The sequence below is a fragment of the Micromonospora sp. NPDC005291 genome (assembly GCF_040607415.1).
Classification (GTDB): Bacteria; Actinomycetota; Actinomycetes; order Mycobacteriales; family Micromonosporaceae; genus Micromonospora.
Map to the genome: position 1 here is coordinate 144,227 of NZ_JBEXGR010000013.1, position 22,308 is coordinate 166,534.

Consider the following 22,308-nt stretch of genomic DNA (forward strand, 5'->3'; position numbering starts at 1 on the left):
CCGAAATTTCCGCTCTGGCCTGGTTACATGGTGAGAGGGTCGGGTAGGCACGCCCGTCCTTTCTGCCGTCACGACGGGGTGAGCAGCCATGCCGAAGCGGGTAACCACGGAACCCGGTCGCGATCGGGGCCCAGCGATCCTGGCACCGGCCCGCTTCGGGGGCTTCCCCGGGCCACTGCGGACGCCGACTCCCGGCAGCTCCCTGATCAAGTTCCTGGCCACCACCGACCACAAGCAGATCGGCCTGCTGTATCTGCTGACCTCCTTCGCCTTCTTCGTGTTGGCCGGGCTGGAGGCGATGGTGATGCGCGCCGAACTGGCGCGTCCGGGGATGCAGATCCTCTCTCCCGAGCAGTACAACCAGCTCTTCACCTCACACGGTGCGGTGATGCTGCTGCTGTTCGCGACGCCGGCGGCCTTCGGCTTCGGCAACTTCATCGTGCCGATCCAGATCGGCGCGCCCGACGTGTCGTTCCCCCGCCTGAACGCGCTGGCCTACTGGCTGTACCTGTTCGGCGGGTTGATGGTGGTCGGCGGCTTCCTCACCCCGCAGGGCTCGGCTGACTTCGGCTGGACCGCGTACACGCCGCTGAGCAGCGTCGAGCACTCCCCCGGCGTGGGCGCGAACATGTGGGTGCTCGGCCTGGTCGTCTCCGGGCTGGGCACCATCCTCGGCGCGGTCAACCTGATCACCACGATCCTGACCCTGCGCGCTCCCGGGATGACCATGTTCCGGATGCCGATCTTCACCTGGAACATGCTGTTCACCAGCGTGCTGGTGATCCTGGTCTTCCCGCTCCTGGCCGCCGCACTGCTGGCGCTCTCGGCCGACCGGCTGCTCAACGCGCACGTCTACGATCCGGCCACCGGCGGCCCGATGCTCTGGCAACACCTGTTCTGGTTCTTCGGCCATCCCGAGGTCTACATCATCGCGCTGCCGTTCTTCGGCATCATCACCGAGATCATCCCGGTCTTCTCCCGCAAGCCGCTCTTCGGCTACACCGGGATGGTGCTGGCCACCGTCGCGATCACCGTGCTGTCCATGACGGTCTGGGCACACCACATGTTCGCCACCGGCCAGGTGCTGCTGCCGTTCTTCAGCATCCTCAGCTACCTGATCGCGGTGCCCACCGGTGTGAAGTTCTTCAACTGGATCGGCACCATGTGGAAGGGCCAGCTCACGTTCGAGACACCGATGCTGTTCTCCATCGGGTTCCTGGTCACCTTCCTGCTCGGCGGCCTCACCGGGGTGCTGCTGGCCAGCCCGCCGGTGGACTGGCACACCCACGACAGCTACTTCGTCGTGGCGCACTTCCACTACGTGGTCTTCGGCACCGTGGTCTTCGCCCTCTTCGCCGGCTACTACTTCTGGTGGCCGAAGATGACCGGCCGGCTGCTCGACGAGCGGCTGGGCAAGGCGCACTTCTGGACCATGTTCATCGGTTTCCACGGCACCTTCCTGGTGCACCACTGGCTCGGCACCAAGGGCATGCCCCGCCGGTACGCCGACTACCTGCCCACCGACGGCTTCACCACGCTCAACACCATCTCCACAATCTTCTCGTTCATCCTCGGCGCGTCCACGCTGTTCTTCATCTACAACGCCTGGAAGTCCTGGCGGTACGGGGCGATGGTCACGGTGGACGACCCGTGGGGCTTCGGCAACTCGCTGGAGTGGGCCACCAGCTGCCCACCGCCGCTGCGTAACTTCGACCAGATGCCTCGGATCCGCTCCGAACGCCCGGCCTTCGACCTGAAGTACGGCCCGCTCGTCGCCGACCTGGGCCGGGACCTGCCGCAGCGCACCACGAAGCCGCCACAGCAGTTCTCCGAGGAGCTACGCGTCGAGCACCACGCACCGGAGTCGCCGGCCGCCGAGGGCGCGCACGGCGCCCGCGAGGCGACCGAGTACCAGCCGGCGCCGCAGTCCGGGGCCCGGCCGGTGGAGGTGCCGGATCCCGAGGGCGTGCGTCGGCCGAGCTTCGAGCAGAGCGACGCACCCCAGGACGCCGATGACGCGCCGAAGCCGCACGAACGCTGGCGCCACCCGCACAGCGACGACAACCCCGAGGAACGCTGACCGGCGTACGCCGAGAGGGCCGACACCCGGTGGGTGTCGGCCCTCTTCATCGTGTCGGCGGCCGCGAGCGTGCTGCCGGGCCTGGCGGCTCAGTCCCGGGCGGGCGGCTCAGTCCCGGGCGGGCGGCTCAGTCCCGGGCGGGTGCCAGGCCTGCGGCGGTGAGCGAGCGGCGCACCGCGGGCTGGACCCGGGTCAGCCGCAGCGGCACCCCGGTCCGCTCCGCCGCGTCCCGCCCGGCCATCAGGGCGGCGATCCCGCCGGCGTCGAATCCACCGGCGCCGACCAGGTCGACGACCACCTCGCTGGGCTGGCCGGTGACCGCCTCCAGCATGGCCCGGCGCAGCTGGTCCGCGCCGTCGCGGTCGACCTCGCCGCCGACCTCGACCACAACCCGGTCGCCGTTCTGCTTCACCGAGATCCGGGTCTTGCCCGGGTCGGGTTCGGCGGCACCGTTCTGCCAGGGCGGCGGCGCGTCGGCGAGCATCGCCTGACGCAGCCAGGTCAGCGCCCGCGACAGCAGCCGGGACACGTGCATCTGCGAGATGCCGAACCGGGCGGCGATCTCCGCCTGGGTCTGGTTGCCGTAGAAGCGCATCGCGAGGATTCGCCGCTCACGCCAGGGCAATCGGTGCAGCAGACCGCTCACCGTGACCCGGTCGTCGACGGATTCCAGCGCGTTGTCCGACTCGCCGACCAGGTCACCGAACTCCGCGGAGCTCTCGCCACCCACCGGGGCGTTGAGTGAGGCCGGGCTGTAGCCGGCCGCCGACTCCAGTGCGGCGAGAATCTCCTCCTGCGGCGTCTCCAGCCGGGCCGACAACTCGGCCACCGACGGCGCCCGGGACAACTCGCTGGTCAGCGCGGCCGTGGCCTGCCCCACCTCAAGGATCAGGTCACGCAACCGGCGGGGCACGTGTACGCCCCAGGTGCGGTCCCGGAAGTGCCGTTTGATCTCCCCCACGATGGTGATCGCGGCGTACGCGGTGAACGAGCCCCGTTCCGGGTCATACCGGTCGACGGCGTTGACCAGCCCCAACCGGGCCACCTGCTCCAGGTCCTCCAGCGGTTCCCCGCGTCCCCGGTACCGGCGGGCCAGTCGCCCGGCGAACGGCAGCGCGAAGCGCACCAGGTCGTCCCGGGCCTCCCCCCGCCGCTCCGGCGGCAGCCCCGCGATCCGGGCCGCGTACGCCAGTGCCGCCGCGTCGAGATCCTCCAGACCCCGATCGGTGGGTGGTGGTGTGGTCGTGGTCGTGGTCGTCTGTCCGAACATCCGCGCCTCCCTCAGGAAGGTCCCCCGCCCGGATCGGGAAACCGGTCGTGCGCGTGGTCGAGCCACGCACCGGGCCGGAAAAGTGGGTCAGTGACTGGGATGCCAGCGGACGACACCGCCTCTGCGCAGCGCAATCAGGCCGTCGCAGCCAGCGATGTTCCCGCTCCGTAGGTACTCAATCACGGGACCCCGGGTTCGCGAGGAAGTTTCGGCGTGCTCCGCCTCAGGAGACCAGCAACCCCTGGTGGCCGCCGCTGTCGCGGAGCACGGCCAACGCCTCGGCGGCCCCCAGCGGGGGCGGCGCGGGCAGGTCGTACGGCTGGGCACGCATGACCTCGGTGGCCCGGCGGGTGGGCACGGAGGTGACCGGGTAGCCCCGGGCGGTGGTGCGGTCCAACGCCCGGCGCCGCCGCCCGAACCCGGCCACCGCCAGCCACTGCGGCAGACCCGCCAGGGCGGGCGAGCGCACCCCGGGCGGCTCGGGCAGCACGTCCACCGAGCTGAACGCCTCGCTGCCGGCCAGCCACCACTCGGCCTCGTCGACGCTGCGCCGGGTGGCGTTCTCACACCAGTACGGCACCAGCCCCGCCCGCACCACCTGCCACGGGTCGAGCAGCCGGCCGCACTCCACCACCAACCGGTCACCGGTCTTTCCGGCGCCGCGCAGCCACCGTCGGTACAGGTCGGCCACGCCCGCGCTCAGCGCCGCCGGCCGGGGCACCAGCACCCGGTGGAGTGGGTGCTCGTGCCGTGTGGACCAGTCCCGCGCGGCCAGCTCGAAGCCCGAGTCGACGCCGTGCTCGGCGTAACCGGACGGCACGGATACCTCCGGTAGCTGCCACCGTGTCGCCTCGCCGCCGACAGAGCGCAGCACCTGGCGCAGCGCGTGGCTGTCGGGGTGGAAGTCGACCGGGTCCAGCCCGCTGGCCGGGCAGCCGACCTGGAAGCTGTACCCCGGCCCGCGCTCCAGGACCGGCCAGGTGCGCGCGTCGCGGACCAGCAGCACCGGCGCACCCGGGACCAGCCGGTCGGCCAGGAACTGCGTGTACGCGGCCGGTAGGGCCCTCCACGAGGCGGCCAGTGACACGGTCGCCCCCGTCAGCGCGCCACGGCTGGCCGGGCAGTGCACCTGGCGCAGGTGCAGGTCGGCGTTGCCGGCGAGCAGGCGGGTGGCGAGTGCCGCGCCGTGCTCCAGGGCGTCCACCGGGCGGTCCACCGCGCCATCGGGCCAGTGCAGGGTCATCTCGAAGCCGGCCGGCAGCCACGGCACACCGAGCGCCACCGCGAGGTGCGCCGCCGCACCGTGTGGCGAGCCGATCAGCACGCCCGGGTAGCGCTGACGGGGGTACTGGTCGACGAACCAGCGGGCCACCCGTGCGGCGTCCACCTCGTCCACCTGGGCCACCGTGAGTGCGACCCGACCGGCGGCGCGGGTGATCGCGGCGCGGCGTACCGGCTCCGGAGCGCCCGGGAACCGCGACGTCGGCCCGGTGTGCCCGAGGTCGGCGCAGTCCGCCCCCCGCAGCGCCCGGGCGGTGGCGGCGACCAGCACCCGGGCGGCGCTGCCCGCGGCCACGACCCGGTCGCCGGCCAGACCGGCGCCATCGGCCGTGAGCCCCTTGTGCACCTTGTGCACCGGCCCCACCTTGCCTCGTTCGCTCACCACGCGGCCCGGCTTCCCGTCCCGATGGGGTTCAAACGGAACATCACCCACCCGGCGGCACATTCCACTGGTCAGAGGGGTGCGCCGGTCATCACCGGCGTTCGGCGACGATCCGCCGCGGGCGGCGGGAGCGGGTCGGCCGAGGGCGATCGGCCCGGGATGGAGCCTGGGGTTTCGCCGGGGCCAGGGCGGGCACTTCGGGGCCCATGCGCACCGACGACACCAGCAAGCCCGCCGCCGCCACGATCACCCCGTACGAGGACGGACCGTTGTTGGTTCGCGGCGACTTCGCCCTGGTCACCCCGGACGGGGAGCGCATCGACGCGCGCCGGGGCACGGTGGCGCTGTGCCGGTGCGGCAAGTCGGCGCTCAAGCCGTTCTGCGACGGCACCCACAAGGCGGTCAGCTTCCGTGCCGGCACCGCCCGCGAGGGCTGACCGCACCGGCAGCGGCCGCCCGGCCGTTCGCGGGCGGTGATCGACTCCAGATCGGCGATGTGGGGGTACCCGGCCTGCGGGACAGGCCCACATCCCCGAACTGGAGTCGATCATGACCGCGGAGGGCTGATCCTGTCAGGCGACGGCGGGCTCGACCGGCGGCGCCCCAGCGGCGGACGCCCGCGCGGCGAGCGAGACGGTCGGCGGCACGGTGGGCGGGGCGGGCGCAAGCGCGGCCGACGGCGCGGATGACCGCAGCGAGCTGCGACCGGCGGCCCACCTGTCCAGCAAGTGCGCGGCGAACAGCCGGTCCACCGCGAGCCCGGCCGCCGCGCCGAACAGCACGTCGGAGGCGAGCGCCGGTTCGACGCGGACCAGGCCGCCGCACATGTCGTGGGCGGCGATCTGCTCGTGCACCGCGTCGGCCTCGACGTGCTCGTCGTAGAAGCGGGTCGCCACCTCGTCGAAGCCGAGCCGGCGCAGCCCGTTGCCGTAGCGGCGGTTCGGCAGCGATGAGGTCATCTCGAACGCGGCCAGGTGCCCGAGCAGCGCGCCACGCAGCCGTCGGTGCAACCCGAACAGCGACATCAGGTTGTTGGTCGCCAGCGTCACCGCGGGCACCGCGTCCAGGTGGGCGGCGTACGCGGTGTCCAGGCCCAGCCGGTCGAGAGTGCACCGGAACAGCTCGGCGTGCATCCGGTCCAGCCGACCGTTGCCGTACTCGTCGGTCTGGATCTCCACGAGCGCGGCCTTGGCCGGGCCACCGAGGCGGGGCAGCGCCCAGCTGTGCGGGTCGGCCTCGCGCAGGTGGTACACGGAGCGGTGGGTGACGAACTCGCGGAACTGGGTGAGGTCGGCGCGACGCTGCAGCGTCGCGGCCAGCGGCGGCCCGTTGTCGGCCGCGACCAACTCGGTCAGGCCGGCGGCCACCCCGGCGGCGGGCACCGGTGGCGAGCCGACGAGCCGGCGCAACGCCGCCTCGAAGGACCGTTCGGCGTGGGCTCGCAGCGCGAGCAGCGTCGGCTGCCACTCCCACGACTCGTCCACCCCGAGCCAGCCCCGGTAGTGCAGCTCGTAGCAGAGGAACAGGGTCAGCTGGAGATCCTCGTCGGTGATCGGGTCCGCCGGGTCGAGGTCGGCGCCGAGACCGGTCGGCAGGTCGTGCGGCGGGTGCCGCAGAGCCTCGACCACCGCCGCGGAGAGCGGGCCGCGCGGCCGCGGGAGGGTCGCGGGACCGTAGCGGCGGTCAGCGGGCTCGGACATGGGACCTCCAGCGTCGTCGGGCCGCTACTGATGCCCTGGCCGAGGGCGGCTAAACGAAGTCGTCGGCGTTCACGGTGGCCTCCACCTGCTCCCTGACCCTCCGGGCGGGGGCACCGTCCGCGTACAGGCCCCGCAGGTCGGCGAACGCCGGCTCCGGCGGCGCCAGCGACACCGCCGCGTCGACAACGGCCTCCAGTACGCAGGGGCGGTCCGCGGCCAACGCCTCGTCCCAGGCCGCGCCGACCAGCTCGGGGCGGTCCACCCGCACGCCGTGCAGCCCGAGCAGCCGGGCCCAGCCGGCGTACGGCACGTCGGGTCGGCGGCTGGTCGGGTCGGACGACAGCTCTCGCCCGCCGCCCATGCCGTTCTGGTCCCGGTTGTTGAGCACCAGCACCACCAGGCGAGGGTCACGCCACTTCTGCCAGTGGTGCGACACGGTGATCAACTCGGCGAGACCGTTGAGCTGCATCGCCCCGTCACCGACCAGCGCGATCACCGGTTGGTCGGGGGTGGCGAGCTTGGCGGCCACCGCGTACGGCAGAGCGCAGCCCATCGAGCCGAGGGTGCCGCACAGCTGTGCGTTCACCCCCGGTGGCAGAACGAGGTGCCGGGCGTACCAGTAGAGGACCGAGCCGACATCGACCGCGACCGCGCCGGTGTCCGGCATCCGGGAGGACAACTCCTGGAGTACGAGCTGCGGGTTGACCGGGTCGGCGGGCGCGGCGGCCCGGTCGGCGGCGACCTCCCGCCACCGGTCGACCGAGCTCTCCACGGTGGCGCGCCACCGCTGCTCGGGCCGACCGCTCACCCGGGTCAGCAGCGCCCGCAGCGTCTCGGCCGCGTCACCGACCAGCGGCACGTCGGCTGGGTACCGGGTGCCGATCCGCCGGCCGTCGATATCGATCTGCACGGTGCGGGCCTGCTCGGGCATCGGGAAGTAGTCGGTCCACGGGTCGTTGGTGCCGACCATGAGCAACGTGTCGCAGCCGCCCATCAGCTCGGCCGCGGCCGTTGTGCCGACCTCGCCGAGCACCCCGGTGTGGAACGGCAGCCGCTCGTCGAGCACCGGCTTGCCCAGCAGTGAGGTGGCCACCCCGGCGCCGAGCCGGTCGGCCATCTCGATGATCTCGGCGGCAGCGTCCCGACCGCCCTGGCCCACCAGGATCGCGGTGCGCTGACCGGCGCTGAGCAGTTGGGCGGCGGCGTCGAGGTCCACGTCGTGGGGCAGCACCCGGGCCAGCGGCTCACCCGGGCTCGCCGAGATCACCCCGGCGAGGTGTGTCTGCAGGTCGGGCACCAGGGCCTCCTGCAACTGCCGGGGCAGCACGACACAGGTCGGGCTGCGGGTCGCCGCCGCCGTACGGAACGCCTGGTCCAGCAGCGCCGTTACGTCCTCGGGCCTGCGGCCGTACCGGACGAACTGGTTGCACACGTCGCCGAAGAGCCGACTCAGCCCGATCTCCTGGTGCGCGCCACCCAGCGGCCCGGAGATGTCCTCCCCGACGATCGCCACCACCGGCTTGCTGTCCAGCTTGGCGTCGTAGAGGCCGTTGAGCAGCTGGACGGCGCTGGGCCCCTGGGTGGCCAGGCAGACGCCGATGCCGCCGGTGTACTTGGCGTGCCCGGTGGCCATGAACGAGGCGGTCTCCTCGTGCCGGGCCGGGATGAACGCCGGTTCGCCGCCGGTGCGGTCCAACGCCTCGACCAGCGGGGCGATCGCCTCGCCCGGGTAGCCGAAGGCGCGGGGCACCCGCCAGGCCAGGAGGCGCTGCACCACGAGGTCGGCCACGCGCTGCTCAGCCATTGCCGCGCCCCGGTGTGCCGGGGTCGACGTAGCGCAGCACCGCGCCGACGCCGTCGGCGAGTTCGGGTGCCTCGTCCGGGCCCAGGACGGTCAGCGCCGCGTCGGTGCCGACCAGTGCCCGGACCAGTGCCGCGTCGGCGCGGACCCGCTGCGGGTCGGCCACCGCCATCGCGGCCAACTGCCCCGGGTCGACGGCGATCGCGGTGGGCTCCGGGCCGATCCACAGCTCACCGTTGGCGGACGGATCGTCCACGATGATCATCGTGTCCACCTGGTTGCGTTGCAGGGCGGAGACGACCGCGTCGAGACCGCCGCCCACGTCCTCCTGCACGCCGAACCTGTCCAGCGCGGCGGCGATCCGCTGGTCGGCGACCTCCGCGATGGTCTGCACGGTGAGATCGTCCAGCAGCGTCTGGTCGGCGCCGGCGGCCCGCGAGCCCGCGTCGGTACGCACCATGACGTCCTGCCAGCGCTCGGGCATCTGAGCGGCGATCATCCCGGTGGCCCGCACGTCGCCGGCGACCACCACCACCTCCGCGCCGACCTTCTCGGCCAGCTCCACGGTCGCCGCGGTGACGTCACCGGCGTTGTGGTGCCACGCCTCCATGGCGGCCTTCTGGTAGATGTCCTGGGACCAACCGCCGGGCTGCACCCGGCGCAGCGGGAAGGTCGACCCGCCGACGACGTGTGCCTTCCGGGGAACCCCGCCGGCACTGATCGCGATCGCGTCCGCGCCGGTACGGTCGGCCAGCACCCGCACCCAGGCCACCTGTTCGCCCCGCTGGGCGAGCAGCGGCATCACGTGTGGCAGCGGCGCGTAACTGGCCAGGTCGCTCAGTGGTGGCGCGGACAGGTACTCGGAGAGCACCACCCGGCCGTGGCTGGCGAAGACCGCCAGGCCGTAGTCCCCGACCATCGGGTCGTGCCCACGGATCACCCGGTCCAGCGCGGCGACGCTCGCCTCGTCCGCTCCCTGTTCGGTGAGCTGACGCTGCAAGGCTCGCCAGCGCAGGTCCAGCGCGGCATGGGCATCCTCCGTGTCCGCGGAGGCGTCCAGATACACCGAGCACCACGGCCCGGGACGGTCATAGAGCGGGCGCAGGAAGGACAGCTGCATGCTCGACCCCTTTCCAGCTCGGCCCCCCGCTTACCCGGGTCGCCCGGGATGTCACCTCGCAGCCGTGAGCCCGTGACCAGGTTTCATTCACGTCGTTCAACCGAGGACGTCGATACGATCTGTGAACACATGCGGACTCTCGGTGGTGGGAATGGACAGCGGACTCGAAATCCGACGGATCGTGCACCCGACGGAACGGATCGTCACGGGGCGGCTGGTCCGCCTCTTGGACGGCTACACCCGCGAGGTGCGCATCGGCCAGCCGGTGCTGGTGGCGGTGCTCGCCGCAGCGGCGATCGCCCGGCTACCAGCCCTGCTGCTGCGCTCGCTCTTCTCCTTCGGCGGTGGCGGCACCCGCCGACGCTGGAAGCAGCTGAAGCAGGGCCCGGAGTACCTGGTCACGCCCGTGCGACTGCGCAACAGCGCCGGGCAGCTCTGCGAGGTGGAGCTGCACGGTCACCTGCCGCAGAGCGCCCTGCACCCGGCGGACCAGGTGCAGCTCACCCTGCGCCCGCAACGCGACCCGGAGCTGCCGCCCCGGATCGAGCGGATCGTCAACCTCACCACCGGGCAGTTGCTCACCCCGCGTACCGCGACCCTCTGGTCGCATCTCGGGCCGCCGCTGCTGTTGCAGGCGATGCTGGGCGCGCTGCTGCTCGCCGGCGTCGTGGCCTGCTCCGCGCTGACGTGACCTGACCGGTCGGCGGTCAGCCGACCGGGGCGGGCTCGCGGGTCGGCCGGGCGGCGGTGTCGAGCATGCCCCGGCGGCGGGCCCAGCGCTCAAAGACCAGGGTGGCGAACGGCGGCACGGCACAGGCCAGCGCCACGACGGTGGCCGGCAGGCTCCATCGGTGCAGGCGGGCCACCGCGAGCACCAGCAGGCCGTACGCGACGAACAGGCCGCCGTGGATCGGGCCGAAGATCTTGACACCCAGCTCGTTGCCCGGCGGGCCGTACTTGACCAGCATGCCGACCAGCAGGGCCAGCCAGGAGCAGGCCTCCGCGATCGCCGCCGCGACGAACAGTCGGGTCACCTTCTCGCGCATCCGCACGCCACCACCTCTCGGGCCGCAATGCTATCGGGGCGGGCTGACTGGGTAGGAAAGGGCTGTCGGGTCTTCCCCGCCCGCCGATCACGTGCGAGGTTAGGGGGACCAGCGGTGACAGGGTGGTGACCATGGGCGAGGACGTCGGCGTACGAACCTTCAGTCGAGAGGATCGGGCCCGCTATCGCGACAAGGTCCGCCGCTGCCTGGATGTCTTCGCCGAAATGCTGCGGGAGTCCCGTTTCGACGTCGATCGGCCGATGACCGGCCTGGAGATCGAGCTGAACCTGGTCGACGAGGCGTCGAATCCGGCGATGCGCAACGCCGACGTGCTGGCGGCCATCTCCGACCCGAGCTTCCAGACCGAGTTGGGCCAGTTCAACGTCGAGATCAACGTGCCGCCGCGCCGGCTGACCGGCACCGGCACCGCCGACTTCGAGGAGAGCGTGCGGGCCAGCCTCAACGCCGCCGAGGTGAAGGCCCGGGCGATCGGCGCGCACATGGTCATGATCGGGATTCTGCCGACGCTGCGCCCCGAGCACCTGACCGCCGAGACGCTCTCGGCCAACCCCCGTTACAAGCTGCTCAACGAGCAGATCTTCGCGGCCCGTGGTGAGGACCTGCCGATCGCCATCAGCGGCGTGGAACGGTTGGCGGTCACCGCCGACACGATCACCCCGGAGGCCGCCTGCACCAGCACCCAGTTCCACCTGCAGGTCAGCCCGGCGCAGTTCGCCGACTACTGGAACGCCGCCCAGGCCGTCGCCGGCATCCAGGTCGCGGTCGGCGCGAACTCGCCGCTGCTCTTCGGCCGGGAGCTGTGGCGTGAGACCCGCATCCCGCTGTTCCAGCAGGCCACCGACACCCGGCCGGAAGAGATCAAAGCCCAAGGGGTACGCCCCAGAGTCTGGTTCGGCGAACGCTGGATCACCAACGTCTTCGACCTGTTCGAGGAGAACGTGCGCTACTTCCCGGCGCTGCTGCCGGTCTGCGACCCGGAGGACCCGACGCAGGCCCTCGCGGCCGGCGAGGTGCCCAGACTCGCCGAGCTACGCCTGCACAACGGCACCGTCTACCGGTGGAACCGCCCGGTGTACGACGTGTCGCGCGGCCGGCCACACCTGCGGGTGGAAAACCGGGTGCTGCCCGCCGGCCCGACCGTGCTGGACACCGTCGCCAACGGTGCCTTCTACTTCGGCCTGGTCCGCGCCCTCGCCGAATCGGACCGACCACTGTGGTCGCAGATGTCCTTCAGCGCCGCCGAGGAAAACTTCACCAGCTGCGCCCGGCACGGCATCGACGCGCAGGTCTTCTGGCCGGGCCTCGGCTATCTGCCGGTCACCGAGCTGGTGCTGCGCCGACTGCTGCCGCTGGCGCACCACGGCCTGGACCGGTGGGGGCTCGACCCGGGTGAACGCGACCGGCTGCTCGGCATCATCGAGCAGCGCTGCCTGACCAGCCGCAACGGCGCGAGCTGGCAGGTGGAGACGCTCCATCGGCTGGAGTCCGCCGACCACCTGGACCGGCCGGAGGCGTTACGCGAGGTGGTCCGCCACTACGTGGACCTGATGCACAGCAACCGCCCGGTGCACGAGTGGCCAATCCCCTGAGCCGGCCGACGCCGCCGGCACCAGATCAACACCGGCACCGTGGCGCCACCGGGGTCGAGATCAACACGAGATCGGCGACATCGCGGTATCCCGGCGGTCCAATACCCCCATGTCGCCGATCCGGAGTCGATCATCGCCGCCATCTCGACAGGCGAGAGGCATTGACCGAATGCTGGACGATGAGCCCGGTCAGACCTTGAGCAGCACCTTCGTACAGTCGTCCTGCTTCTTCTGGAAGATCTTGTAGCCCTTCGCGGCGTCGCGCAGCGGCATCCGATGGCTGACGATGAAGCTCGGGTCGATCTCGCCGCGCTGGATCCGCTCCAGCAGCGGCCGGATGTAGCGCTGGACGTGGCACTGGCCGGTCCGCATGACCAACGACCGGTTCATGAACGCGCCCATGGGGAACTTGTCGACGAAGCCGCCGTACGCGCCGATGACCGAGACCACCCCTCCGGAGCGGCAGGCGAGGATCGCCTGGCGCAGGGCGAACGGCCGTTCCGTCTCGGTCCGCGTGGCCTGTTTGGCCCGGTCGTACGCGTACATGGCGGTGTTGCCGTGGTGGCCCTCCAGCCCAACCGCGTCGATGCACGCGTCGGGGCCCCGGCCGGCGGTCATCTCGTTGAGCGCGTCCAGCACGTCGGTCTCTTCGTAGTTGATCGTCTCGGCGCCGGTGTGCTCCTCGGCCAGCCGCAGCCGGTACGGGAACCGGTCGATGACGATCACCCGTTCCGCGCCGAGCAACCGGGCGCTGGCCGCGGCGAGCAGCCCGACCGGCCCGGCTCCCCAGATCGCGATCACCTGCCCGGGTTTGATGTCGCACATCTCGGCGCCCATGTAGCCGGTCGGGAGCACGTCGGCGAGCATGACCGCCTGGTCGTCGGGGATCTCGTCGGGCACCTTGATCGGGCCGACGTCGGCGAACGGCACCCGGGCGTACTCGGCCTGACCGCCGGCGTAGCCGCCGAGCAGGTGGGAGTAGCCGAAGATGCCGGCCGGCGAGTGCCCCATGATCTTCTCGGCGATGCCGGCGTTGGGGTTGGAGTTCTCGCAGACCGAGTAGAGGCCCCGTTGGCAGGACGAGCAGTGCCCGCACGCGATCGGGAAGGGCACCACCACGCGGTCGCCGGGCTTGAGGTTGCGGACCTGCGGGCCCACCTCGACGACCTCGCCCATGAACTCGTGGCCGAGGATGTCGCCCTTGCGCATCGCGGGAATGTAACCGTGGTAGAGGTGCAGGTCGGAGCCGCAGATCGCGGTCGTGCTGATCTTCACGATCGCGTCCCGCGAGTTCATGATCTTCGGGTCGGGTACGTCGATCACCTTGACGCTGTCGGTGCCCATCCAGGCGGTGGCCTTCATCGTCGGTCCCTTTCGGATCGTGGGCGGTCAGCGGCGGGACGCCGGCAGCGGCTGGGCGGGGCGCTGCATGGCCTGCTGGCGTACGGAGATGCCGCTGGGGCTGCCCTCGGAGCGCACCACCTCGCCGGTCTCCAGCACCTGCTTGAACCGGCGCAGGTCGTCACGGACCTGCTGCTCGGGTTCCTCGCCGAAGAGCTTCGCCACCGCCCGGCCGAGCGCACCGGCCGGCGGCGCGTAGCCGAGTTGCACGCGTACCTCGGTGCCCCGGTCACCCGGGGCGGGCACGAACCGGACCCGACCGGCGTTGGGCACCTGGGCACCGGGCATCGACCGCCAGGCGACGGACTGGTTCGGCTGGTCGTCGACGATCTCCGCATCCCACTCGATGCGCCGGCCGGCCGGGCCGCGGGCGATCCAGTGCGAGCGGCGCAGGTCGTCGGCGCGTACGGACTCCAGGTGCGCCATGAACCGGGGCAGGTTCTCCATGTCCCGCCAGAACCGGTACGCCTCGGCCGGCGAGCGGTTGACGGTGACCCCGAGACTGATCCGGATCATGCGGTTCCGGGTCCGACGGGCACGGGTCGATGCGATCGCGACGGCCAGGTCCACGGCGGTGAGGCCGGCGATCACGGCAGTGGTCAGCGCGAGCCGCCGACGCCGTTCGCCGCGCCGGTCCGTCAGCGCCCGGCCGAGCAGCGTCAGGTCCATGGCGTCGCCGGCCACCCGGGTCCACACCCAGCCGCCGGGGTGACGGCCGGCGATCAGGGGGGCGGCGTGCGCCAGTTCCCGCGCACCGACGCCCCTGATGACCGCCATCGCCGCCGGGGAGTCGTCGACCCCGGTGAGCCGGGACAGCGGGCCGGGCTCGGCCAGCGCGCCGGCGCCGAGCGCGAGGCTCAGCCAGCCCAACGCACGCGGCAGGGCCCTGCTCGGCTCCGACCCGTCCAGTTCGGGCAGGCGCACCCCGTCGACACGGTCCACGTCCGGTCCCTTCGGCTCGGCGCTACCGCCGGCGCTCCGGCGGCGCGGCGGTGGTTCCGCCACCGTGACGCTATGCCGTAGGGCCGGCCGTGACGCCCGTTTCGGCCCAGAATATCCCCGAACCGTCCGCCGGCTGGCCGCCCTGAAATCAGACGGGCCGCCAAGATCCGCGACAGAACCGAGGGCCCTATTCGGTACGGACCACCCGATGACAACACCACGAACGGCGCGCCGGCGCCCCGGGCCTGCGCCGCGCTCGTGCCGGTGGACGCCGCGGCGTTGGCGTCGGTCACGCTCGGCGAGGACCAGGTGGGCCGGTACGGGGGCTGCGCCGACGAACAGGGCACGCTGGTGACCGGCGACGTCGCTCCCGGGAGGTACCGGCTGCTCGTGCGCCCCTACGACACGACGGTGCACGGCTGGCAGTGGGTCGGCCGGCACGGCGGCACCGGCGACCGCGAACGGGCACGGGTGGTCCAGGTCCGCGCGGGCACGGTGACCAGCGTGCCAGCCATCCGGCTCGACCCGCCCGGCACCGTCACCGGGGTGGTGACCGACGCGGCGACCGGTGCCCCGGTCCCCCGCGCGCTCGTGATGGTGGTGCCGTACGTGCCGCACCCGAAGTACGACGACCACGGCCCGACCACCGACGAGTACGGCCGCTACACGATCACCGGCCTCGGGCCGTACCACTGGCCGGTGCAGTTCGTCGCCGCCGGGTTCGCGACCGTGTGGTCCGGGGGCGTGGGTAGTCGCCACCAGGCGCGGCCGGTGCGGGTCCGCGCCGACCGGACGGTCACCCTGAACCAGGCGCTGCCCGCCGGGACGCTGGTCAGCGGAACGGTACGGGTCGACGAGCTGGCCACCTACGCCCAGGTGGTCGCGTTCGACGCGGTCACCGGGGACCTGGCCGGCGTTGCGGAGGTGGGCAGCGGCTACGCCCTGCGCCTGCTTCCCGGGCAGCGGGTGAAGGTGCGCTGTGACTGCTCGTACGCCCAGCCGGTGTGGCACCGGGACGCGGCCGGCTTTGATGCCGCGACCCCCGTGCGGGTCCGACGGGCACCGACCGTCGTGGATTTCGACCTCGGGTGATCCGGCGGCCCATGGTGCGCCTCTGAGCGGCTGGTCGACATAATCTGGCCGGCCACCGGAACCTTCTTCCCAGCCCGTTGGTGGGAGTGGTGGAGAAGGGGGGTGACGGTGTCCGACGGTGATCTGATCTCTGAGCTCTACGCCGGCTGTTACCGACGGCTGGTGGTCCAGCTGTACGCGATGACCGGTGACCTGAGTGAGGCCCAGGAGGCGGTCCAGGAGGCGTTCACCCGGGCACTGGTGTCGCCACGGCGCTTCGCCGGGCTGGAGAACCCGGAGGCGTGGTTGCGCAGGGTCGCGGTCAACTGGGCCCGCAGCCGGTACCGCCGTCGTCGGGTGCTCGACGGGCTGCTGCGCCGTATGGGCCCGCCGCCGGCAGTCGCCGACCACTCTCCGGAGCACCTTGCCCTGCTCGCCGCGCTGCGCGTCCTGCCGGAGGGGCAGCGGCATGCCCTGGCTCTGCACTATCTCGTCGACCTGCCGGTGGACGAGGTCGCCGCCACGCTGGGCGTCTCGGCCGGGACCGTGAAGTCCCGCCTGTCCCGGGGCAGGCACGCCCTGGCGGCACTGCTCACCGACACCGACACCGGCCCAGGCACCGGCCCGGGCACCGACACTACCGAAACCGGGAGGATCGATGTCCGGTCGTGAGTTCTCCGGATTCGACCCGGACATTGTCACCGAGGCCGTCCAGCCGCCACCCTTCGACGAGCTGCGGTCCACTGCCCGGTCCCGCCGGCACCGGTCGGTCGCGATGGTGGCGGTCGCACTGGTCGCGCTGGCCGGTCTGGCGGTCGTACCGCTGGTGGCCGAGTCGGACCGGGCCGCCCCGACGGACCCGCCGAAACCGTCGCCCGCCCAGACCAGCGAACTCACACTGACCGGGCCCGACTCCGGCGTCGACGTGCGGCGGGACGGTTGCGTCGTGCGCTTCTCGTACACCGGCGACAGCGGCCGCAGCTGGTCGGACTGGGATGCGGCGCGTTTCGAGGGCACCAGATGTGCGGCCGGCTCCACCATCGGGACACCGGGCAGCGGCGTGGGCTTCTCCGTACTCGGTGAACGGTCCTACCTGGTCACAGACTCGGGGCTGCCACACGTCTCCACCGACTACGGCCACACCTGGCGGGACGGGGACTCCGCGATCGTCGCCGTACCGGCGTTCCCGGCGACGGCCCGGCCGGTCCTCTGCGGGTTCGGCTGCGAGCCGCTGTCGGAGCCGCTGGCGGTGGACCCGTCGAGCGGGACGGTGTACCGGCTCAGCGCCAAGGCACCCTCGTGGCGTCCGCTGTTCGGTCTCTACCCGGCAGCGGACGGCAGCATCTGGGCGACGTACCAGATGGGGAGCGCCGACGGAGCGACCGTCGCCCGCAGCACCGACCGCGGCGCGACCTGGACCACCTGGGAGGTGGGAGACGACACGAACGTGGTGGCGGTGGTCGGGCTCGACGACCAGGAGGGGTACCTAGTGGTCCAGGCACGGGACGGTGGGACGCGGCTACTGCGGAGCACGGACGGCGCGAAGACCTGGACGGATACCGGCGCCGACCTGCCGGAGCAGATGCTCTACGACCTGACGGTCGGCGCCGACAGATCCCTCCTGGCGATCGCTCCTGGCGCCGATACCGGACCCGACCAGCGCGCGAGGCTCCTGGTCAGCCGGGACAATGGGCAGACCTTCACGCTTGCCCGGGAGTACGGCCGGCTCGTCGGCTCGGTCAGTGTCGCGCCCGGCTACGCCTGGCTCTTCGGGCGCGACGACGGGTCGACCGGAGAGCCGGATCATGTCCTGGTCACCACGGACGGAACCACCTGGTCGCGTGTCACGCTCGCGCCGTGAGCCATGGGCGATGACGGCGGGTCACCGGAAGGGACCGGTCTCCCCCCGGCTGGGCAGCGGCCAGCGCGGGAAGCGCCACGGAGTTAACGGCCGCGTGCAGCGGGTAGCCGACCTGCGCTCCTACCAGCGTCTGCGGAGGTCGGATGACGGCGACCAGTGCTTTCTTCGATCGGTTGGCCGTCGCCTGCCAGGATCCACGCTTCAGCAAGGTGCGGGGAAGCGTGCGATTCGACATCCAGGACGGGGACCACCTGGAGCAATGGCTCCTGAATATCGATCATGGCCACATGGAGGTGACGAGGAGCGGCGGTCCCGCCACCACTGTCATCAGGGTGTCCGCGCAGGTCGCGGAGGCGATGGCGCGCGGTGAGGTGAACGGTCTGGCGGCGATCACCCGGGGCGACATCCTGGTCGACGGTGACCTCGCCCTGGCGCTGCGACTCGGGCGACTGTTCCCGCGCGCACCCGAGTTGCAGGCACAGAACACCTCGAATGGCGGTGAGTGACCGATGAGGGACATCACGGGCACCGTGTCGTGTATCGATGGGAACACGTTCATGGTGTCGGATGCCAGCGGCGACGTGGAGTCGTCCCCCGCCACTCCGGTCGGGCTGTTCGCCGCCGACTCGCGTTTCCTGTCGCGCTGGGTGCTCACCATCAACGGCGAACGCATGACCGCGCTCTCGGTGGACGACAGCCAGTACTACGAGGTCGCGTTCTTCGTGGTGCCGGGCGGGGCCGTCGACTACGTGGAGGCTGACGTGTCAGCCATCCGGCGGAGGCGTATCGGCGCGGACCTCACCGAGTCGCTGACGATCTTCAATTACGGTGACCACGACATGGATCTCGACATACGGCTGGAGGTAGCGGCCGACTTCGCGGACATCTTCGAGATCAAGTTCGACATCGGTGACAAGACCGGCAGTCACTACACCGAGGTCGGCTCGGACGAGTTGCGCCTGGGCTACCGGCGCGCCACCTACCACCGTGAAGTTGTCGTGTCGGCGAGCACGCCGGCCGACTTCGACCCGAACGGCCTTCGGTTCACGGTGCGACTACGGCCCGGGGAGCAGTGGTCGACGCGGTTGCAGGCTGCCATGCGGGCGTTGCGCCCGGACGGCGTCGACCTGCGCTCCGCTCTCCGGGCGCAGCGGCCGGACGATTCCACCCTGCCGGAGAGCGTGCGGGCATGGATCGCGGCGGCCCCGACACTGGACACCGACAGCCCCGCCCTCCAAGAGGTGTACAGCCGCAGCCTGGTGGACCTCGCGGCGCTGCGGTTCGCCCCGCTCTCACTCGGCGGCGCGACCGTGCCCGCTGCGGGGCTGCCCTGGTTCATGACCCTGTTCGGCCGGGACAGCCTGCTGACCTGCCTGCAGACCCTGCCCGTCACACCGTCACTGACCCCACCGACGCTGCGGATCCTCGCCTCGCTTCAGGGCGCCCGCACCGACGACGTGCTGGAGGAGGACCCCGGCCGGATCCTGCACGAGCTGCGCTACGGGGAGTCGGCCGCGTTCGAGGAACAACCCCACTCCCCCTACTACGGCACCGTGGACGCCTCGCCACTGTTCGTGGTGCTGCTCGACGAGTACGAGCGGTGGAGCGGCGACACGGCGCTGGTGCTCGAGTTGGAGCAGGAGGCTCGCGCCGCCCTGGCCTGGATCGACCTGTACGCGGATCTGACCTCCACCGGCTACATCTGGTACGAGAGACGCAACCGCGCCACCGGCCTGGACAACCAGTGCTGGAAGGACTCCTGGGACAGCATCTCCTACGCCGACGGACGACTGCCGGGCTTCCCGAGGGCCACGTGCGAAACCCAGGGGTACGCCTACGACGCCAAGATCCGAGGGGCACGGCTGGCTCGTACCGTCTGGGGTGACCCCGACTTCGCCGACCGGCTGGAGCACGAGGCGGCGGCGTTGTACGACCGGTTCAACCGCGACTTCTGGCTGGAGGATCGGGGCTTCTACGCCCTCGCGCTCGACCATGACGGCACTCCCGTGGACAGTTTGTCCTCCAACATCGGGCACCTACTGTGGAGCGGGATCGTGCCGGCGGAGCGGGCCTCGCGGGTCGTCGAGCACCTGATGGGTCCGGCGCTCTTCTCCGGCTGGGGGGTGCGCACCTTCGCCGAGGGGCAGCGCCGCTACAACCCGCTCGGCTACCACAACGGCACGGTCTGGCCGTTCGACAACTCGTTCATCGCGTGGGGCCTGCGCCGTTACGGGTTCACCAGTGAGGCGGGTCGCATCGCCGAGAGCATCCTCTCCGCCGCCACCTACTTCCAGGGTCGGCTACCCGAGGCGTTCGGCGGGTTCGACCGCAACACCACCCGGTACCCGGTCCGGTACCCGACCGCCGGCAGTCCGCAGGCGTGGTCCAGCGGGGCGTCCATGCTGCTCATCCGCACCCTGCTCGGCATCAATCCGCACGAGGACCACCTGGCCGTGGACCCCGCGTTGCCGTCCGCCTTCGGACGGATCGCGCTCCTGGACATCCCTGGCCGCTGGGGCAAGGTCGACGCCTTCGCCCGCCACCGCCCCGACCAGCCCTAGCCGCCCGGATGCCGATCACGACTCCGCTGAGGGCCCAACACTGCGGAAGGTGCGACGGTACGCGTCCGGAGGTACGCCGACGGTGCGGTGGAAGTGTCGGCGCAGCGTCGTGGCGGTCCCCAGGCCGGCCGCTTCGGCGATGACGTCGATGCTGTCGCCGGTGTTCTCCAACAGCTCCTGGGCACGACGGATCCGCTGCGTCGACAGCCACTGCAACGGGGTGGTGCCGGTGGCCGACTTGAAGTGACGGGCCAGGTTGCGTGAGCTCATGTTGGCCTGGCGGGCCAGGTCCTCGACGGTCAGCGGTCGGTCCAGCCGTTCCATCGTCCAGGGGAACAGGTTGGCGAGCGGGTGGTCGTCGCGGGCCGGCACCGGGGTGGTGACGAACTGGGCCTGGCCGCCGGCCCGATGCGGCGGCACGACCAATCGGCGGGCGACGGCGTTGGCGACCGTCGAGCCGTGGTCTCGGCGGATCAGGTGCAGGCACAGGTCGATCGCGGCGGCTTTGCCGGCGGAGGCGAGCACGGCGCCGTTGTCGACGTAGAGCACGTCGGGGTCGACCCGCACCCGGGGATAACGGGCGGCCAGCGCCTCGGTATGGGCCCAGTGCGTGGTCGCGCGTAGCCCGTCGAGCACCCCGGCGGCGGCCAGCACGAACGCACCGGTGCACAGCGAGACCATGCGGGCGCCGGCGGCGTGGGCCGCACGGACGGCGTCGAGCAGATCAGGGGGTACGTCCGCGTCGATGTCCTCCACCGCGGGGATGATCACGGTGTCGGCGCGGGCGAGTCGGTCCAACCCGTCGTCGGGCTCCATCAGGAATCGGCCGATCCGGACCGCGCTCGGCCCGCAGACCACGAGCTCGTACCACGGGTCCGCCAGGCCGGAGGGGTCGCGGGCGAAGACCTCGCAGGCCAGGGCGAGCTCGAAGTGCAGCATTCCGTCGGTGGCGGCGAACGCGACAGTGGTCATGTCCGAAACTGTACGGGTCATGGCGTTCCCGACACTGGTCCGAGCCGGCCGCCGCTGCGAGGCTCTTCGTAGTTGATCTGCGAGGAGGAACCAGAGATGGCTCAGAGTGTTGCGGTGTTCGGCGCGTACGGACACACCGGACGGTTCGTGGTGACGGAGTTGCGCGAGCGCGGGTTCATGCCGCTGCTCCTCGGCCGCGACGAGAGCAAGCTCCGGGCGTTGGCGGCGTCGGGGCTCGACTACCGGGTGGCGTCGGTCGACGATCCGACCTCGCTCGACCAGGCCCTGAAGGGCGTGGACGCCGTCATCAACTGCGCCGGCCCGTTCGCCTCGACCGCCGCCCCGGTGATCGAGGCTGCCCTGCGCGCCGGGATCCCGTACGTGGACGTGGCGGCCGAGATCGAGGCCAACCTCGACACGTTCACGCACGTCACCGACCGCGCCCAGGCCGCGGGCGTCGCGGTGGTCCCGGCGATGGCCTTCTTCGGCGGGCTGGGCGATCTGCTGGTCACGATGGCGATGGGCGACTGGACGTCGGCCGACGAGGCGCACGTCGCGTACGGGTTGAGCAGCTGGCACCCGACGGCCGGAACGGTCGCCGCCGGCACGGTCTCGCGCGAGCGCCGCGACGGCCAGCGTGTCCGCTACAGCGGTGGCCGGCTGGAGTACTACGCCGGCGAGGGCGACCTGCCGAGCCTGGAGTGGGACTTTCCCGCCCCGCTGGGCCGACGGCGGGTCCTCGGCGAGTTCACGATGGCCGACGTCGTCACCGTCCCCAGCCACCTGGCCATTCCCGAGGTACGCACGTACATGACCGTCGACGCCGCCACGGACCTGGCGGCTGCGGACGCACCGGTCGCGGTCGACGACCTGGGCCGGTCGGCGCAGACGTTCACGGTCGACGTCGTCGTGCGTCGCGGCGACACGCAGCGACGGGTCGTTGCCAGCGGCCAGGACATCTACGCCATCAGCGCACCCCTGGCCGTCGAAGCGGTCCGCCGCATTCTCGCCGGTCAGACGAGGACCAGCGGCGTCGCATCCGCCGGCGCGATGTTCGACGCGCCCGACTTCCTCCGAGAGCTGTCCGCGCACATCTCGGTCGAGCTGATCAGCGGCTGAGGCCGGCCAGCGTCGCCAGTCGCGCCACGCCGGCCGGCTGGGCGGGTGGGCGATGTACCCGCCCGCTGCCCAGCCAGCCGGCGTCAGTTGA

At 71.7% G+C, this 22,308-nt stretch carries 19 protein-coding genes; 10 read left to right on the plus strand and 9 right to left on the minus strand.

Annotated features, from left to right (window positions below):
- Nucleotides 1-88: 88 nt before the first annotated feature.
- Nucleotides 89-2,080, plus strand: coding sequence for a cytochrome c oxidase subunit I (ctaD, locus tag ABZT18_RS19130; RefSeq protein ID WP_354996062.1), 1,992 nt, complete (start codon nt 89-91; stop codon nt 2,078-2,080).
- A gap of 127 nt (nt 2,081-2,207) precedes the next feature.
- On the opposite strand, the gene ABZT18_RS19135 is transcribed toward ctaD, so the two are convergent.
- Together ABZT18_RS19135 and ABZT18_RS19140 are read right to left on the minus strand one after the other, a co-directional pair.
- Nucleotides 2,208-3,350: a SigB/SigF/SigG family RNA polymerase sigma factor gene (locus tag ABZT18_RS19135; RefSeq protein ID WP_354996063.1), complete on the minus strand. Its 1,143-nt coding sequence runs from the start codon at nt 3,348-3,350 to the stop codon at nt 2,208-2,210.
- 223 nt (nt 3,351-3,573) lie between these two features.
- Entirely contained in the window at nt 3,574-5,016 is a 1,443-nt protein-coding gene (locus ABZT18_RS19140; RefSeq protein WP_354996064.1) for a hypothetical protein, read from the minus strand.
- A 203-nt stretch (nt 5,017-5,219) separates the two neighbouring features.
- Between ABZT18_RS19140 and ABZT18_RS19145 the strand changes: the two genes are divergently transcribed.
- Nucleotides 5,220-5,450, plus strand: coding sequence for a CDGSH iron-sulfur domain-containing protein (locus tag ABZT18_RS19145; protein WP_354996065.1), 231 nt, complete (start codon nt 5,220-5,222; stop codon nt 5,448-5,450).
- Between the two features lie 135 nt (nt 5,451-5,585).
- Here the strand turns inward: ABZT18_RS19145 and ABZT18_RS19150 are convergent, their stop codons facing one another.
- The 3 genes from ABZT18_RS19150 to ABZT18_RS19160 are packed head-to-tail and all read right to left on the minus strand — an operon-like array spanning nt 5,586 to nt 9,634.
- Complete coding sequence (locus ABZT18_RS19150; protein WP_354996066.1) at nt 5,586-6,713, minus strand: iron-containing redox enzyme family protein; 1,128 nt, start codon at nt 6,711-6,713, stop codon at nt 5,586-5,588.
- Between the two features lie 49 nt (nt 6,714-6,762).
- Complete coding sequence (locus ABZT18_RS19155) at nt 6,763-8,517, minus strand: thiamine pyrophosphate-binding protein (RefSeq protein ID WP_354996067.1); 1,755 nt, start codon at nt 8,515-8,517, stop codon at nt 6,763-6,765.
- Nucleotides 8,510-9,634, minus strand: coding sequence for a Vms1/Ankzf1 family peptidyl-tRNA hydrolase (locus ABZT18_RS19160; RefSeq protein WP_354996068.1), 1,125 nt, complete (start codon nt 9,632-9,634; stop codon nt 8,510-8,512). The genes ABZT18_RS19155 and ABZT18_RS19160 overlap by 8 nt, the downstream gene beginning before the upstream one ends.
- A gap of 142 nt (nt 9,635-9,776) precedes the next feature.
- Between ABZT18_RS19160 and ABZT18_RS19165 the strand changes: the two genes are divergently transcribed.
- The gene (locus ABZT18_RS19165; protein ID WP_354996069.1) at nt 9,777-10,325 is read left to right on the plus strand and encodes a hypothetical protein; all 549 of its coding nucleotides are present in this window, start codon (nt 9,777-9,779) and stop codon (nt 10,323-10,325) included.
- A gap of 16 nt (nt 10,326-10,341) precedes the next feature.
- Here ABZT18_RS19165 and ABZT18_RS19170 read toward each other — a convergent pair whose 3' ends face one another.
- Nucleotides 10,342-10,680 carry a DUF3817 domain-containing protein gene (locus tag ABZT18_RS19170; protein ID WP_354996095.1) on the minus strand — a complete coding sequence of 113 codons (339 nt, stop codon included), beginning with the start codon at nt 10,678-10,680 and terminating at the stop codon, nt 10,342-10,344.
- Nucleotides 10,681-10,811: 131 nt separating this feature from the next.
- On the opposite strand from ABZT18_RS19170, the gene ABZT18_RS19175 reads away from it, so the two are divergent.
- Complete coding sequence (locus tag ABZT18_RS19175; protein ID WP_354996070.1) at nt 10,812-12,290, plus strand: glutamate--cysteine ligase; 1,479 nt, start codon at nt 10,812-10,814, stop codon at nt 12,288-12,290.
- Nucleotides 12,291-12,479: 189 nt separating this feature from the next.
- On the opposite strand, the gene ABZT18_RS19180 is transcribed toward ABZT18_RS19175, so the two are convergent.
- Entirely contained in the window at nt 12,480-13,652 is a 1,173-nt protein-coding gene (locus ABZT18_RS19180; protein WP_354996071.1) for a zinc-dependent alcohol dehydrogenase, read from the minus strand.
- Nucleotides 13,653-13,679: 27 nt separating this feature from the next.
- Nucleotides 13,680-14,633, minus strand: coding sequence for an SRPBCC family protein (locus ABZT18_RS19185; RefSeq protein WP_354996072.1), 954 nt, complete (start codon nt 14,631-14,633; stop codon nt 13,680-13,682).
- Between the two features lie 258 nt (nt 14,634-14,891).
- On the opposite strand from ABZT18_RS19185, the gene ABZT18_RS19190 reads away from it, so the two are divergent.
- The 5 genes from ABZT18_RS19190 to ABZT18_RS19210 all read left to right on the plus strand — a co-directional run bounded on the left by ABZT18_RS19190 (nt 14,892) and on the right by ABZT18_RS19210 (nt 20,126).
- On the plus strand, nt 14,892-15,725 hold the full coding sequence (locus ABZT18_RS19190; RefSeq protein ID WP_355252048.1) for a carboxypeptidase-like regulatory domain-containing protein: 834 nt from the start codon (nt 14,892-14,894) through the stop codon (nt 15,723-15,725).
- Between the two features lie 108 nt (nt 15,726-15,833).
- Nucleotides 15,834-16,376, plus strand: a complete 543-nt coding sequence (locus ABZT18_RS19195; RefSeq protein ID WP_354996074.1) for a sigma-70 family RNA polymerase sigma factor — start codon at nt 15,834-15,836, stop codon at nt 16,374-16,376.
- Nucleotides 16,363-17,565 (plus strand): hypothetical protein, encoded by a 1,203-nt coding sequence (locus tag ABZT18_RS19200; protein WP_354996075.1) that lies wholly within the window; start codon nt 16,363-16,365, stop codon nt 17,563-17,565. The genes ABZT18_RS19195 and ABZT18_RS19200 overlap by 14 nt, the downstream gene beginning before the upstream one ends.
- Nucleotides 17,566-17,708: 143 nt before the next feature.
- Nucleotides 17,709-18,071, plus strand: coding sequence for an SCP2 sterol-binding domain-containing protein (locus ABZT18_RS19205; protein WP_354996076.1), 363 nt, complete (start codon nt 17,709-17,711; stop codon nt 18,069-18,071).
- A gap of 12 nt (nt 18,072-18,083) precedes the next feature.
- A complete protein-coding gene (locus tag ABZT18_RS19210) occupies nt 18,084-20,126 on the plus strand; it encodes a glycogen debranching N-terminal domain-containing protein (protein WP_354996096.1) in 2,043 nt (680 codons plus the stop codon).
- A gap of 15 nt (nt 20,127-20,141) precedes the next feature.
- Here the strand turns inward: ABZT18_RS19210 and ABZT18_RS19215 are convergent, their stop codons facing one another.
- A complete protein-coding gene (locus ABZT18_RS19215) occupies nt 20,142-21,098 on the minus strand; it encodes a helix-turn-helix domain-containing protein (protein WP_354996077.1) in 957 nt (318 codons plus the stop codon).
- A 96-nt stretch (nt 21,099-21,194) separates the two neighbouring features.
- Here ABZT18_RS19215 and ABZT18_RS19220 point away from each other — a divergent pair, with 96 nt between their 5' ends.
- Entirely contained in the window at nt 21,195-22,217 is a 1,023-nt protein-coding gene (locus ABZT18_RS19220) for a saccharopine dehydrogenase NADP-binding domain-containing protein (RefSeq protein ID WP_354996078.1), read from the plus strand.
- The last annotated feature ends 91 nt before the right edge of the window (nt 22,218-22,308 follow it).

Coding starts and splice junctions, on each gene's coding strand:
- ctaD (WP_354996062.1), top strand. CDS start 89: ATGCCGAAGCGGGTAACCACGGAACCCGGTCGCGATCGGGGCCCAGCG.
- ABZT18_RS19135 (WP_354996063.1), bottom strand. CDS start 3,350: ATGTTCGGACAGACGACCACGACCACGACCACACCACCACCCACCGAT.
- ABZT18_RS19145 (WP_354996065.1), top strand. CDS start 5,220: ATGCGCACCGACGACACCAGCAAGCCCGCCGCCGCCACGATCACCCCG.
- ABZT18_RS19150 (WP_354996066.1), bottom strand. CDS start 6,713: ATGTCCGAGCCCGCTGACCGCCGCTACGGTCCCGCGACCCTCCCGCGG.
- ABZT18_RS19155 (WP_354996067.1), bottom strand. CDS start 8,517: ATGGCTGAGCAGCGCGTGGCCGACCTCGTGGTGCAGCGCCTCCTGGCC.
- ABZT18_RS19160 (WP_354996068.1), bottom strand. CDS start 9,634: ATGCAGCTGTCCTTCCTGCGCCCGCTCTATGACCGTCCCGGGCCGTGG.
- ABZT18_RS19170 (WP_354996095.1), bottom strand. CDS start 10,680: ATGCGCGAGAAGGTGACCCGACTGTTCGTCGCGGCGGCGATCGCGGAG.
- ABZT18_RS19175 (WP_354996070.1), top strand. CDS start 10,812: ATGGGCGAGGACGTCGGCGTACGAACCTTCAGTCGAGAGGATCGGGCC.
- ABZT18_RS19180 (WP_354996071.1), bottom strand. CDS start 13,652: ATGAAGGCCACCGCCTGGATGGGCACCGACAGCGTCAAGGTGATCGAC.
- ABZT18_RS19200 (WP_354996075.1), top strand. CDS start 16,363: ATGTCCGGTCGTGAGTTCTCCGGATTCGACCCGGACATTGTCACCGAG.
- ABZT18_RS19205 (WP_354996076.1), top strand. CDS start 17,709: ATGACGGCGACCAGTGCTTTCTTCGATCGGTTGGCCGTCGCCTGCCAG.
- ABZT18_RS19215 (WP_354996077.1), bottom strand. CDS start 21,098: ATGACCACTGTCGCGTTCGCCGCCACCGACGGAATGCTGCACTTCGAG.
- ABZT18_RS19220 (WP_354996078.1), top strand. CDS start 21,195: ATGGCTCAGAGTGTTGCGGTGTTCGGCGCGTACGGACACACCGGACGG.